Source organism: Winogradskyella poriferorum, assembly GCF_050618035.1.
GTDB lineage: Bacteria > Bacteroidota > Bacteroidia > Flavobacteriales > Flavobacteriaceae > Winogradskyella > Winogradskyella poriferorum_A.
The window spans coordinates 402,425-414,813 of sequence record NZ_JBODPY010000001.1; the positions used below are offsets into that span (position 1 = coordinate 402,425).

At 33.6% G+C, this 12,389-nt stretch carries 12 protein-coding genes; 5 read left to right on the plus strand and 7 right to left on the minus strand.

Annotation, left to right across the window (positions count from 1 at the left end):
- Positions 1-171: 171 nt before the first annotated feature.
- Entirely contained in the window at positions 172-1,986 is a 1,815-nt protein-coding gene (locus tag ACRHOC_RS01725) for a T9SS type A sorting domain-containing protein (RefSeq protein ID WP_431156778.1), read from the plus strand.
- A 72-nt stretch (positions 1,987-2,058) separates the two neighbouring features.
- Positions 2,059-3,039 (plus strand): acyl transferase, encoded by a 981-nt coding sequence (locus tag ACRHOC_RS01730; protein WP_431156779.1) that lies wholly within the window; start codon positions 2,059-2,061, stop codon positions 3,037-3,039.
- A 110-nt stretch (positions 3,040-3,149) separates the two neighbouring features.
- Here the strand turns inward: ACRHOC_RS01730 and tyrS are convergent, their stop codons facing one another.
- Entirely contained in the window at positions 3,150-4,448 is a 1,299-nt protein-coding gene (gene tyrS, locus ACRHOC_RS01735) for a tyrosine--tRNA ligase (RefSeq protein WP_431156780.1), read from the minus strand.
- 76 nt (positions 4,449-4,524) lie between these two features.
- Here tyrS and ACRHOC_RS01740 point away from each other — a divergent pair, with 76 nt between their 5' ends.
- On the plus strand, positions 4,525-5,544 hold the full coding sequence (locus tag ACRHOC_RS01740; RefSeq protein ID WP_431156781.1) for an NAD-dependent epimerase/dehydratase family protein: 1,020 nt from the start codon (positions 4,525-4,527) through the stop codon (positions 5,542-5,544).
- Between the two features lie 2 nt (positions 5,545-5,546).
- On the opposite strand, the gene ACRHOC_RS01745 is transcribed toward ACRHOC_RS01740, so the two are convergent.
- Genes ACRHOC_RS01745 through ACRHOC_RS01755 form a run of 3 tightly spaced genes read right to left on the minus strand, consistent with a single transcriptional unit; the run spans position 5,547 to position 8,071 of the window.
- Entirely contained in the window at positions 5,547-6,005 is a 459-nt protein-coding gene (locus ACRHOC_RS01745) for a DUF4296 domain-containing protein (protein ID WP_431157438.1), read from the minus strand.
- A complete protein-coding gene (locus ACRHOC_RS01750) occupies positions 5,998-7,341 on the minus strand; it encodes a dihydroorotase (protein ID WP_431156782.1) in 1,344 nt (447 codons plus the stop codon). The genes ACRHOC_RS01745 and ACRHOC_RS01750 overlap by 8 nt, the downstream gene beginning before the upstream one ends.
- A gap of 7 nt (positions 7,342-7,348) precedes the next feature.
- The gene (locus ACRHOC_RS01755; protein WP_431156783.1) at positions 7,349-8,071 is read right to left on the minus strand and encodes a polyprenol monophosphomannose synthase; all 723 of its coding nucleotides are present in this window, start codon (positions 8,069-8,071) and stop codon (positions 7,349-7,351) included.
- A 122-nt stretch (positions 8,072-8,193) separates the two neighbouring features.
- Between ACRHOC_RS01755 and ACRHOC_RS01760 the strand changes: the two genes are divergently transcribed.
- Positions 8,194-8,844 carry a DUF4271 domain-containing protein gene (locus tag ACRHOC_RS01760; protein WP_431156784.1) on the plus strand — a complete coding sequence of 217 codons (651 nt, stop codon included), beginning with the start codon at positions 8,194-8,196 and terminating at the stop codon, positions 8,842-8,844.
- Between the two features lie 15 nt (positions 8,845-8,859).
- Complete coding sequence (locus ACRHOC_RS01765) at positions 8,860-9,609, plus strand: uroporphyrinogen-III synthase (RefSeq protein WP_431156785.1); 750 nt, start codon at positions 8,860-8,862, stop codon at positions 9,607-9,609.
- A gap of 48 nt (positions 9,610-9,657) precedes the next feature.
- On the opposite strand, the gene ACRHOC_RS01770 is transcribed toward ACRHOC_RS01765, so the two are convergent.
- The 3 genes from ACRHOC_RS01770 to ACRHOC_RS01780 all read right to left on the minus strand — a co-directional run bounded on the left by ACRHOC_RS01770 (position 9,658) and on the right by ACRHOC_RS01780 (position 12,326).
- Positions 9,658-10,143, minus strand: a complete 486-nt coding sequence (locus ACRHOC_RS01770; RefSeq protein ID WP_431156786.1) for a hypothetical protein — start codon at positions 10,141-10,143, stop codon at positions 9,658-9,660.
- Between the two features lie 109 nt (positions 10,144-10,252).
- The gene (gene pckA / locus ACRHOC_RS01775) at positions 10,253-11,872 is read right to left on the minus strand and encodes a phosphoenolpyruvate carboxykinase (ATP) (protein WP_431156787.1); all 1,620 of its coding nucleotides are present in this window, start codon (positions 11,870-11,872) and stop codon (positions 10,253-10,255) included.
- Positions 11,873-11,936: 64 nt separating this feature from the next.
- Positions 11,937-12,326 (minus strand): DUF423 domain-containing protein, encoded by a 390-nt coding sequence (locus tag ACRHOC_RS01780; protein WP_431156788.1) that lies wholly within the window; start codon positions 12,324-12,326, stop codon positions 11,937-11,939.
- Between the last annotated feature and the right edge of the window lie 63 nt (positions 12,327-12,389).

A 12,389-nucleotide genomic window follows, 5' to 3' on the forward strand; every position in this document is an offset into this window, starting at 1 on the left:
ATAATTAATTGATAACAATTCTCTAACATTAAATGGACTACAATAATAAAATCATAGAAGTTGATTTATCCTATGTTATTTAATTGTAAAAAATCAATCTTTAAGTAATGTAGGGGCTCAACACTTACAATTTGTTAGTATATTTATAGTCTAATTAATTAATCCTTTATTATGAAAAAACTTTACTTTTTACTTTTTTGTTTAACAATCGCTACATTTTCATATGGTCAGACTACAGTCTTTCAAGAGTCGTTTGAGACTGATGGAAATGGATCAAGATATACTACCTCACAGGTAGAATTCTCTGATGGATTTGGCGACTTTTTTGGAAGAACAAATTTGAATGCTTCTGCCGAAGATGCGGCTGATTTAATAGTTGGCACATTTTATTCATTATCTGGAACTGATGGTGATTTTTGTTTTGCAGGTATGGATATTGATGCAGCGAATGCAGGTGGATCAGGAGGTGGTAATGTCCATTCACTTCTTTTTGATGACGTAAACATTACAGGCTTCTCAAATTTATCATTAGCTATTTTATTGGCAGAGGATAAAGATGGAACTAATTTTGATTGGGATGATGATTCTTTATTTTATGTAGAAGTTTCTATTGATAATTCTGGAACTTTTAATAAAGTCCTTCAAGTCTCTACTGCGGACGCAATGGGTGGTTCAAATGTTAGTCAACCAATGATAGATTCAGATTTTGACGGCAATGGTGATGGCCCTGAAATAACAGACACCTTTACAGAATATTCTGCAGCGATAAGTAGTGGTAGTGTAATCGACATTAGATTAGTATGGGAAAATTTAGTAGCAGGTGACGAAGATATATCAATTGATAATTTAAGAATTGTTGACGGATTTGCTGCATCACCAAATATTACAGCAGGACCAGATGTTGCGGACTTAAATTATGAATTTAACTCAGGTCCATCTATGGAAGGTTCATTTACTGTTGAGGGATCTGATCTCACTGATGATATCACGGTTACACCGCCTGCCAATTTTGAAATTAGCACAACATCAGGTTCAGGATTTGTGACTACACCTATAGTCTTAACTCAATCAGGAGGATCTGTTGCTAGCACTACAATTTATGCAAGACTTAGTCAAGGCCTTGCTGTTGGTGACTATGCGGATGACGTAACAGTTACCAGTTCAGGTGCAACAGATAGAACTGTTAATTTAAGTGGATCAGTTTTTAATCCATTAACAAATGCTCTTAGAATTTCTGGTGTTTTTGATGTATTAAATAATGGAACTCCAAAAGGAATTGAAATAGAAGTTTTAAGTGATATTGCTGATTTAAGTGTGTTCGGTGTAGGTAGCGCAAATAATGGCGGTGGTACAGATGGTGAAGAATTTACTTTCCCAGCTGTTGCCGCGTTAACTGGAGATTTACTTTATGTTATTGGCACTGGACAAACAGCTGATTTCAACACCTTCTTTGGAGTAAGCTTAACGCCTTACGAATCAAGCGCAGCATTTATAAATGGAGATGATGCCATTGAACTTTTTGAGAATGGGCAAGTAATTGATGTATTTGGTGATATCAATACAGATGGTACTGGCGAACCATGGGACTATGTAGATGGTTGGGCATATCGCAATGTTGGTACTGGACCTGACGGTTCAACTTTTGTACTTGCTAATTGGACATTTAGTGGTACTGGTCAACTAGATGGAACACAAAATAACAATTCTACAAATCCTTACCCTTCTGGTAATCTTTTATCAATTGATGAAGGTATAAATGTAGATTTTTCAATTTATCCTAACCCAGCTGAGTCTGGTAATGTAACCATTACATTGAATAACAATGAAGAAGCAAATATTCAAGTATTTGATGTTTTAGGTAAGCAAGTTATTAATCAAAGATTAACTAATAACAATCTTGATGTATCACAGTTAAGATCTGGATTATACATCGTTAAAATAACGCAAAACAATGCATCAGTTACTAAAAAATTAGTCATAAAATAGTAGCATTGTTTTAAAATGAAGCGCAACTTGATAACTCAAGTTGCGCTTTTTTATTTTCCATATTTTTGCGTCATGCAATTAGAAGAGGCTATTTTTAATATTAAAACCCATGAAGAATTTGAAGCTACTGCACTTCAAATTTTTAAGTTTCAATTTGAAAATAATCCTGTTTACAGAGCCTTTTGCGATTTACTTTACAAGCATCCTTCTGATGTTAGAAGCATTAAAGACATTCCCTTTTTACCTATACAGTTTTTTAAATCACACAACGTATTATCCTCTACCAGTGAAACTCAAAAGGTATTTACTAGTTCTGGTACAACTGGTAGTAAAACAAGTAAGCACCTTGTGACCAATTTGAAGCTTTATGAAAGGAGTTTTATGAAGTCCTTTGAACTATTCTATGGTGATATTAGAGATTACACTGTTTTAGGTCTTTTACCTTCATATTTAGAAAGGGAAGGGTCTTCATTAATTTATATGGTGAATCATCTCATTAAAGCCTCAGCAAAGGCAGAAAGTGGCTTCTATTTAAATAATTTAGAACAGTTAGCCAATACCTTAATCAATCTTGAAAATCGAGGACAAAAAACGCTGTTAATTGGTGTCTCCTTTGCGTTATTAGATCTTGTAGAGGCCTATAATTTTGATCTTAATCATACCATTATAATGGAAACAGGAGGTATGAAAGGCAAACGCAAAGAATTAATCCGCGACGACCTTCATAAGCATTTAAAAGAAGGTTTTAATGTTTCAGACATACATAGCGAATATGGTATGACAGAATTATTAAGTCAGGCTTATTCTACTGGCAATGGTATATTTAGAACTCCTCCTTGGATGAAAGTACTAACTAGAGATACTGAAGACCCCTTAACTACACAACCTGATCTAAAGACAGGAGGATTAAATATCATCGATCTCGCTAATATTTACTCCTGTGCTTTTATAGCGACACAAGACCTAGGTAAGACCTATGCCGACGGAACCTTTGAAATTATTGGAAGATTTGACAATTCGGATATTCGAGGTTGTAATCTCATGGTGCTGTAAGGAATTATTAAATAAAACGACCAATTTAATACTTATGAAAAGAGGATTTTTCATTAGTTGATTGATTGGTTAGATGAGCAATGCCCAAAGATTTTGGGCATTGCTTGTATTTAAACTATTTTGAGGATAAAATTTGTTTTTTTACCTCTACTGAGAATTACATATTTATTTTTTATAAGATCTGAAGACGTAATCTTATAATCCTCACGGACCTTTTCCTTATTTACGGAAATCGCATTTTCTTTGAGTGCACGTCTAGCCTCTCCATTAGAATTTAAAAAACTTGTTTTTGCAGAAAGTGCTCCAATCATATCTAGGCCTTCTTCAATCTCTGTCCTATTTATCTCAACTTGCTTTACACCTTCAAAAACATCTAGGAAAGTCTTTTCATTTAGGGAATCAATATCGTCTTTAAAATTTTTACTAAATAAAATTTGGGAAGCTTTAACCGCATTCTCGAGTTCTTCTTTAGAATGTACCATGACGGTGATTTCCTCAGCAAGTCTCTTTTGTAATAAGCGCTGATGAGGCATTTGTGAATGCTCATTTATAAGAGACTCTATTTCATCTTGCGATAAAAAGGTAAATATTTTAATGTACTTCGCCGCATCTTCATCACTTGAGTTCAACCAATACTGATAAAATTTATAAGGAGATGTTCTGTTAGCATCCAACCAAACATTACCACCTTCAGACTTACCAAACTTTGAACCATCACTCTTTGTGATTAAAGGACAGGTAATAGCAAATCCTTTACCATTTCCAATACGTCTAATTAACTCTGTGCCTGTAGTTATATTTCCCCATTGGTCACTACCACCCATTTGTATGGTACAACTATTATCTCGATACAAGTGCAGAAAGTCATAGCCCTGAACTAATTGATATGTAAACTCAGTAAAGCTCATTCCGTCATTATTGCTTTCTCCAGAAATTCTATTCTTTACAGAATCTTTGGCCATCATATAATTAACTGTGATATGCTTACCTACATCTCTAATGAAATCAAGAAATGAAAAGGACTTCATCCAATCATAATTATTAACCAAAACAGCACTATTAGGTGCATCACTTTCAAAATCTAAAAAGTGCGATAACTGCTTTTTTATCGCTTCTTGATTATGACGCAGAGTAGACTCATCTAATAAGTTTCGTTCATTAGACTTTCCTGAAGGATCACCTATCATTCCGGTAGCACCACCAACAAGAGCAACTGGTTTGTGCCCACATCTTTGGTAATGGGCTAAAAGCATTATTGGAACCAAATTTCCGATATGTAATGAATCTGCAGTAGGATCAAAACCAACATATGCGCTTCGCATAGCCTCTTTTAGATGATCCTCAACACCTGGCATACTATCATGCAACATGCCTCTCCACTTTAGTTCTTCAACAAAATCTTGACTCATTATTCTTTATTTTTCGCAAAGATATGTTTCCGAAATTAAAGAGAAAAGACAATTCTAAAAAACGTAATTTTGCAGTATGATCTTAGTTACTGGCGGTACTGGTTTAGTAGGCTCTCATTTGCTTTATCAATTGGTGCTAAACAAGGAAAAAGTGAGAGCTACCTATAGAAGGGAAAAAACGCTACAACGTGTAAAATACGTATTTTCCTATTTCGAGGAAAACTCAGAAGAATTATTTAATCAAATCGATTGGGTCGAAGCTGATATAAATGATATACCTGCTTTAGAACAAGCCTTTAAAGGAATTACACACGTCTATCATTGTGCGGCCTTTGTGTCATTTGAGCCCGATAAATACAAACTGCTTCGAAAGATAAATATTGAGGGAACCGCCAATATCGTAAACCTTTGTTTGAGCAGTTCTATCGAAAAACTCTGCTATGTAAGCTCTATTGCAGCAATAGGACATAAAGAAAATCCTGAAGCACTTATCGATGAGCAAACACCATGGAATCCAGAAGAGGACAATAGCGTATATGCCATTACAAAGTATGGTGCAGAATTAGAAGTATGGAGAGGTACTCAAGAAGGACTAAATGCTGTTATTGTTAATCCAGGTGTTATACTAGGAGCTGGCTATTGGAATGGTGGTAGTAGTGGGAGTCTTTTTAAACAAGTTTATAAAGGCATGACTTATTATGTAAAAGGAATTGTCGGTTATGTTGATGTTTTTGACGTGGTAGATGCTATGATTAAGTTAATGAACAGCAACATCAATAATGAAGGATTTATTTTAATTTCTGAAAACATGACCTTTCAAGAATTTCAAAATAAAGTTGCTAGGGACTTAAACGTAAAACCACCTCAGAAAGAAGCTAAATCTTGGCTTTTGGGATTAGCTTGGCGCTTGGATTGGATAGGTCATAAGTTATTTGGTAAACGTAGAAATCTATCTAAACAAACCGCGAAATCTGCCTTGAGTATAACTAGATATGACAATTCCAAAATTAAAAAAGCCCTTGATTTTAAATTTAAGACTATAGATCAGTCCATCGAAGAAATCTGCGAACTGTATAAAAGAGATTTAAATAACTAAACTCACTTTTTTTCTGTAACCTTTGGTTTGTTGGTTACCTTTGATTTTGATTTATTTGCCTCCTTTATGGAATCTCGCCTGCGCTTGGCGTTAACTTGTTCCATTTTTTGAAGATCTTCCAATTGCTTTTTCTTAGACTCTAATTTGGCTTTTACTTCTTCAATAATAGAAGTATAACTCTCAGTATCAAAAGCCCAATAGGTGTTGCTATCAGCAAATTGTGCACTATCTATTTTATGCTTAGTTAATAAATAGGACTCTGGTTTTAAGTTACGTTTTTCAAATACCTGACGATTAACCCCTTTTGCTCCATTTATAACATATAAATCGAATAAAATTTCGGACATCTTATCCTTTGGTATTAAGTTATCTGGCTTTTTAGGTTTATCCTTATTATTACAGGAAACAGCTAAAATTGCTACTAATAATATGACGGTTAATCGTTTAATAATATTATCTATTAAAAGTTAATCTCTGCCCTGCCTTAACGTCTAATACCTTAAAGTTATTATAAGCTAATTGTCCATTTACAAAAGTATGTGTTATTCGACTTTTAAAGGTATTCCCTTCAAACGGTGACCATCCACACTTATACAAAATGTTGTCCTTATTTACGGTCCAAGGACTATTTAAATCTACTATTACCAAATCAGCATAATAACCTTCTTTAATGTAGCCTCGTTTTTCTACATCGAATAAAATTGCAGGATTATGACATGCTTTTTCTACAATTTTCTCAATTGAAATCTTACCGTTATGATGTGCTTCTAATAATGCAACCAATGCATGTTGTACTAATGGTCCTCCTGATGGTGCAGAGGTATAAGGATTATTTTTTTCTTCAACAGTATGTGGTGCATGGTCTGTTGCTATCACATCGATGCGATCATCTAACAATGCTTTCCATAATGCATCTCTATCTTTTGCAGTTTTCACTGCCGGATTCCATTTTATACGACTGCCTTTTGTTTTATAATCTTCATCTGAAAACCATAAATGGTGAATACAGACCTCTGAAGTTATTTTCTTGTCCTTTAATGGAATCTTATTTGAAAATAAATGTGTTTCTTTTCCGGTAGACAAATGGAAAACATGTAATCTAGCTCCTGTTTTCTTTGCTAATTCTATTGCTTTTGAAGAGGATAGATAACATGCCTCTTCGCTTCTTATTATAGGGTGAAATTCCATCGGAATATCATCTCCATACTCCGCCTTGTATTTAGCTAAATTTTCTCTTATAGTCCCTTCATCCTCACAGTGAACTGAAATAACCATATTCGTACTAGAAAATATTTTTTCTAATACTTCTGGGTCATCAACGAGCATATTTCCTGTCGAGGATCCCAAAAACAACTTTAAGCCAGCAACAGATTTTGTATCTACCTTTAATATCTCTTCTAAATTATTATTGGTGCCACCAAACATAAACGAGTAATTGGCATGTGATGATTTTGAAGCTATTGCAAATTTTTCTTCTAATTTCTCTACAGTAGTTGTTTGAGGTTTTGTATTTGGCATCTCTATAAAAGAGGTAATACCACCTGCTAATGCCGCTCTCGATTCTGTTTCAATATTGGCCTTATGTGTTAAGCCTGGTTCTCTAAAATGAACCTGATCATCGATTAGACCAGGAATAACGTAATTTCCTTCAGCATCAATAACGGTCATATCTGCCGACTTCACACTAATTGATGAATCTATACTTGCAATAACATTGTCTTCTATTAGGATGTCACCTTCAAAGATTTGTCCTTCATTTACAATTTTAGCGTTTTTAATGAGGGTATTTCGCTTCATATTAATATTATCTTGTAAATAAACTTTTTAATTTTAAACTAATTACACCAAAAACAGCTTCAGAGATTATACTGCCACTCATTTTGGATTTTCCTAGGATTCTGTCTTTAAAAATTACTGGAATTTCCATTATCACAAACCCTTTCTTGTATGCTTTAAATTTCATTTCAATTTGAAATGCATAGCCCACAAATTTAATCTTCTTAAGATTAATGGTCTCTAAAACAATTCTTTTATAGCAAACAAATCCCGCTGTAGAATCATTGATTTTCATTCCGGTAATCATTCTCACATATTTTGAAGCTCCATAAGACAGTAAAATTCTGGATATCGGCCAATTAACAACCGTAATACCCTTAACATATCGAGATCCTACAGCTACATCTGCACCATCAATCGAACAAGCTTCGTACAGTTTAATTAAGTCATTAGGGTTATGCGAAAAATCAGCATCCATCTCAAAAATATAGTCATAGGACTTTTCTAAAGCCCATTTAAAACCATCGAGATAAGCCGAACCTAGTCCTTTCTTGCCTGTACGCTGTAATAAAAAGAGCGAACCCTTAAATTCACCTTGGAGATCCTTAACTTTTTGAGATGTATTGTCTGGAGAATTATCATCCACAACTAAGATATGATATACCTTATTTTGTGAAAATACGTCCTTTATAATAGATTCGATATTTTCAATCTCGTTGTAAGTGGGTATGATGACTATAGCGTCGTTCATTCAGCAATTCTAAATTTTGACAAAAGTAAAATTTTTAATGCATTAATAAGTGTTTATTTAAGTCTTTCATTATTCGTGTTTACCAAGTTAAAAAGACCATATTTTATTTTTAATTTAGCCTTATGAGAGAATTTATCACTAATGAATGGTTTACAGTATTTACATTGTTAGGACTTCTTTCAGTTGTTGTAGCAAAAACACTTAACAGTCTTAGATTTAGTGATTTTATTTATGTTATTGGTAACTCAAAATACCTTAAAATATATTCACGAGATCAAAATTTCATTGATACCTTCGATGGCTTTTTATTCTTCAATTTTACACTCTCCCTAAGTGTTTTTATTTTCTATGCCTATTCTACTTTTGTCTCTCCATTGCAGTTTGATTTAATCACCTTTCTTAAAATGAGTTTTGCAATTGCAACTATTCTCATTATTAAAGTTTTGGTAGAACGTCTTATCGCAAGTCTCTTCGAAATAGACGAACTAATTGACAGTTATCTCTTTCAGAAAACAACTTTTAAAAACTACTCAGGCTTAGTTTTATTGATAGCAAATTTATTCCTTATTTATACTAACAATTTTACGACCATCATTCTATCGGTTACCATTGGTCTCGTAGGTCTAATAAATCTCATCGGATTTTACTTGACTTTTAAAACGCATCAAAACTCAATAAATCTTAATTTATTTTATTTTTTATTGTATCTTTGCGCTCTCGAAATTGGACCTTATGTTCTTTTATATAAGGTGTTTAGGGACTATAACGTATAAAACACAGACAGACGTATGAAAGTGAAAACAATTTTAGTGTCGCAACCAGAGCCTAAAATAGAGAACTCTCCATACTACGATCTTCAAGAAAAGCAAAAGGTAAAAGTAGATTTTAGACCTTTTATTCACGTTGAAGGTGTATCAGCAAAAGATATTAGACAACAAAAAATAGATTTAAGCAAATTCACTGCTATAATACTTACGAGTAGAAACTCGGTAGACCATTTCTTTAGGGTAGCTGAAGAAATGCGTTTTAAGGTGCCAGATTCTATGAAGTATTTCTGTCAGTCAGAAGCTGTTGCTTACTACCTACAGAAATATGTTGTTTACAGAAAGCGTAAAATCTATGTTGGAAAACGTACTTTTCAAGATTTAAGCCCTCTAATTAAAAAGTATAAGGAAGAGTCTTTTTTATTACCAACGACGGATAAAGTAAAACCAACTATTCCTGAAATATTAGATAACTTAGGTGTGAATTGGACCCAAGCTACTTTTTATAAAACAGTAATTAGTGACTTATCTGATTTAGCAGATGTATATTATGATATTTTAGTATTCTTTAGCCCTTCTGGAATAGAATCATTGTTTCATAATTTCCCAGATTTCAAACAGAATAATACAAGAATAGCTGTGTTTGGTAATACAACTGTTAAGGCTGTAGAGAAAAAAGGACTGCGAGTAGATATTGCTGCTCCTACGCCTGAAACGCCATCGATGACTATGGCGCTGCAGAAGTATATTGATTCTGTAAATAAAGGCAAATAAACAAATCGACATAAAAAATTAAAGCCCAATTAATATTGGGCTTTTTTATTAAAATACAATTTGATATGCTTTAATTTTTGAAGATTCGCTTTTAATTTCATCCTTATCAATCACAAAAACCTTTTCAGCATTTTTTAGAATTTTATTAAAACTTTTGAATTCAGAATTAATAAAATCATTGTAATATATAACACTTGCCTCTGGTATATTATCCAAATATTCTATTCTGTTTCTATATGAATAATGATAGAGAATTAAACTTTCCTTTAATTTTAACTTAGACGCGTCTCTTTTTTCTTTAACAACCTCTCCTTTTTCATTAATCCAAAGGGCATCCTTACAGTTTTCATCAGAGATATCTTTAGAAAATTCATATGTTCTGACCCATATAGAATCGCTAACTTTTTTCTCCGAAACAATCATTTCATCAGCCGAAGAATCAAAATTTAAATAAATCGAATATTTCTGTTTTAATTGTGCAAACATTAGTTGTGCCAACACCATAAAAAGAAAGAGAGGGAATTTTAATTTCATATTTAAATATTTGTTGGACCTACTACAACAATGCCTAAATATATAAATAATTTATTTTCAAAAGATTAGAAATAAAAAAGCGATTCGTTTGAATCGCTTTTTACTTTTTTTAAAACGCATAGCGCTGTGGTCCACCTCGCCTAATTTCCTCAGAGGCATAAGATTCAAATTTCTTAAAGTTATGTCTAAACGAATTAGACAACTTAAATGCCATTTTATAATAGGCATCATCATCATTCCATGTAGCTCTTGGACTTAGCACCTCAGTTGGAACACCTGGACAAGTTCTTGGTTGTGCTACTCCAAAGACAGAGTGAATATGATAATCTTCATAAGTATAATCTCCAAGATCACCATTCAATGCCGCTGTAATCATAGCACGTGTGTACTTTAATTTCATACGCGTCCCTACTCCATAAGGACCACCAGTCCATCCTGTATTCACCAACCATACATTAACACCAGCTTCTTTCATTTTACGACTAAGCATATCAGCATATTTTGTTGGATGTAATGGCATAAATGGTGCACCAAAACAAGCAGAGAACGAAGGTTGTGGCTCCACAACTCCTGCTTCTGTACCTGCAACTTTAGCCGTGTAACCAGATATGAAGTGATAGGCGGCCTGAGCAGGTGTTAATTTAGATATTGGAGGTAATACTCCAAAAGCATCTGCTGTAAGAAAGAAAATGTTTTTTGGATTTGCAGCAAACGATGGTTGCTTAATGTTGTCTATGTGAAAAATAGGATAACTCACTCTTGTATTCTGTGTAATGGTGCTATCCATATAGTCTACCTCGCCATTATCTTTAAAAATAACATTCTCAAGAATCGCCCCAGGTCTAATCGCTCTATAAATATCTGGTTCCTTTTCTTCACTAAGATCAATTACCTTGGCATAACATCCACCTTCAAAATTAAATATAGTATTTTCTTCTGTCCAACCATGCTCATCGTCTCCAATTAGCTTTCTATTAGGATCAGTAGATAATGTAGTTTTACCTGTACCCGACAGACCAAAGAAAATTGCTGTTTCTCCGTCTTCACCAACATTAGCAGAACAGTGCATTGGCAAAACATTTTTCTCAACAGGTAGAATAAAATTAAGCGCTGTGAAAATTCCTTTTTTCATTTCACCAGTGTAGGCAGAGCCTCCAACTAAAGCCACTTTTTTGGTAAAATTTAAAATAGAGAAATTCCCTTGCCTTAATCCATGATTTTCAGGATCTGGACAAGAATATCCTGGAGCACAAAGTACCAACCACTCCTCTTTAAAATCTTCTAACTCATCTTCATCTGGCCTTAAGAACATATTAAAAATAAACATGTTTGACCATGGGTATTCTGTAACAGTTCTTACGTTCATTTTATAGTTTGGATCAGCACAAACATACCCATCTCTAACAAACAATTCTTTACCACTGAGGTACTTCTCAATTTCTGCTTGAAGAAGGTCAAAATTCTCCGGTGAGATCGGTTTATTAGATGTTCCCCACCAAATCTTTTCACTTGTATAGTCATCCTTAACTAAAAAACGATCTTCTGGAGATCGTCCTGTAAATTTACCAGTATTAATAGCAAGCGTTCCATTTTTGGTCTCTCTTCCCATTTCTAATTCCAAGGTTCTTGCCTGTAATGCTTCTGGTGAAAGTTGATAGTTGATTTGAGCATCTTTAATGCCATATTTATCTAACGAAATCGTTTTCGCTGATTGGGTATGGTTTGCCATAATTATAGTATTGTTTAGGTCGCAAAATTAAAACTTTATTTTAGAATATAGTGTTATAATACTATTAATCAGTGCTACTTTTTATTATACCGATTAACATTCTTAACCAGCCAATTATAAATAATAATCCACCTACAGGTGTTATTAAAGCAATTTGTTTAAAATCAAATGAGGAAAGTGCATTAGTTGATAGACCATAAATAGATCCTGAAAAACAAATTAAGCCTAATATAATTAAATAAAAGACCTGCTTTTTCGCTGTAGACCCTAAGAAATTAGTACTGCCAATAATTAAAAGTAAAAAAGCATGATAGAGCTGGTATCTCACGCCAGTTTGAAATGAAGTTAAAGCATCTTCATTAATTAATTTTTCAAGCCCATGGGCTGCAAAGGCACCAAGAGCAATGCCGAAGATTCCTAAAATGGTGGCTGTAACCAATATTGTTTTGTTCATAAGTAAACAGACTTTTGCTAATAATTTAAATCTACTATTTAGTACATTCGTGCTGTACAAAAT

Excerpts from the sequence above, each read along its gene's own strand:
- ACRHOC_RS01740 (WP_431156781.1), top strand. The coding sequence starts at position 4,525 with ATGATCTTAGTTACTGGCGGTACTGGTTTAGTAGGCTCTCATTTGCTT.
- ACRHOC_RS01750 (WP_431156782.1), bottom strand. The coding sequence starts at position 7,341 with ATGAAGCGAAATACCCTCATTAAAAACGCTAAAATTGTAAATGAAGGA.
- tyrS (WP_431156780.1), bottom strand. The coding sequence starts at position 4,448 with ATGAGTCAAGATTTTGTTGAAGAACTAAAGTGGAGAGGCATGTTGCAT.
- ACRHOC_RS01760 (WP_431156784.1), top strand. The coding sequence starts at position 8,194 with ATGAGAGAATTTATCACTAATGAATGGTTTACAGTATTTACATTGTTA.
- ACRHOC_RS01770 (WP_431156786.1), bottom strand. The coding sequence starts at position 10,143 with ATGAAATTAAAATTCCCTCTCTTTCTTTTTATGGTGTTGGCACAACTA.
- ACRHOC_RS01780 (WP_431156788.1), bottom strand. The coding sequence starts at position 12,326 with ATGAACAAAACAATATTGGTTACAGCCACCATTTTAGGAATCTTCGGC.
- pckA (WP_431156787.1), bottom strand. The coding sequence starts at position 11,872 with ATGGCAAACCATACCCAATCAGCGAAAACGATTTCGTTAGATAAATAT.
- ACRHOC_RS01755 (WP_431156783.1), bottom strand. The coding sequence starts at position 8,071 with ATGAACGACGCTATAGTCATCATACCCACTTACAACGAGATTGAAAAT.
- ACRHOC_RS01725 (WP_431156778.1), top strand. The coding sequence starts at position 172 with ATGAAAAAACTTTACTTTTTACTTTTTTGTTTAACAATCGCTACATTT.
- ACRHOC_RS01730 (WP_431156779.1), top strand. The coding sequence starts at position 2,059 with ATGCAATTAGAAGAGGCTATTTTTAATATTAAAACCCATGAAGAATTT.
- ACRHOC_RS01765 (WP_431156785.1), top strand. The coding sequence starts at position 8,860 with ATGAAAGTGAAAACAATTTTAGTGTCGCAACCAGAGCCTAAAATAGAG.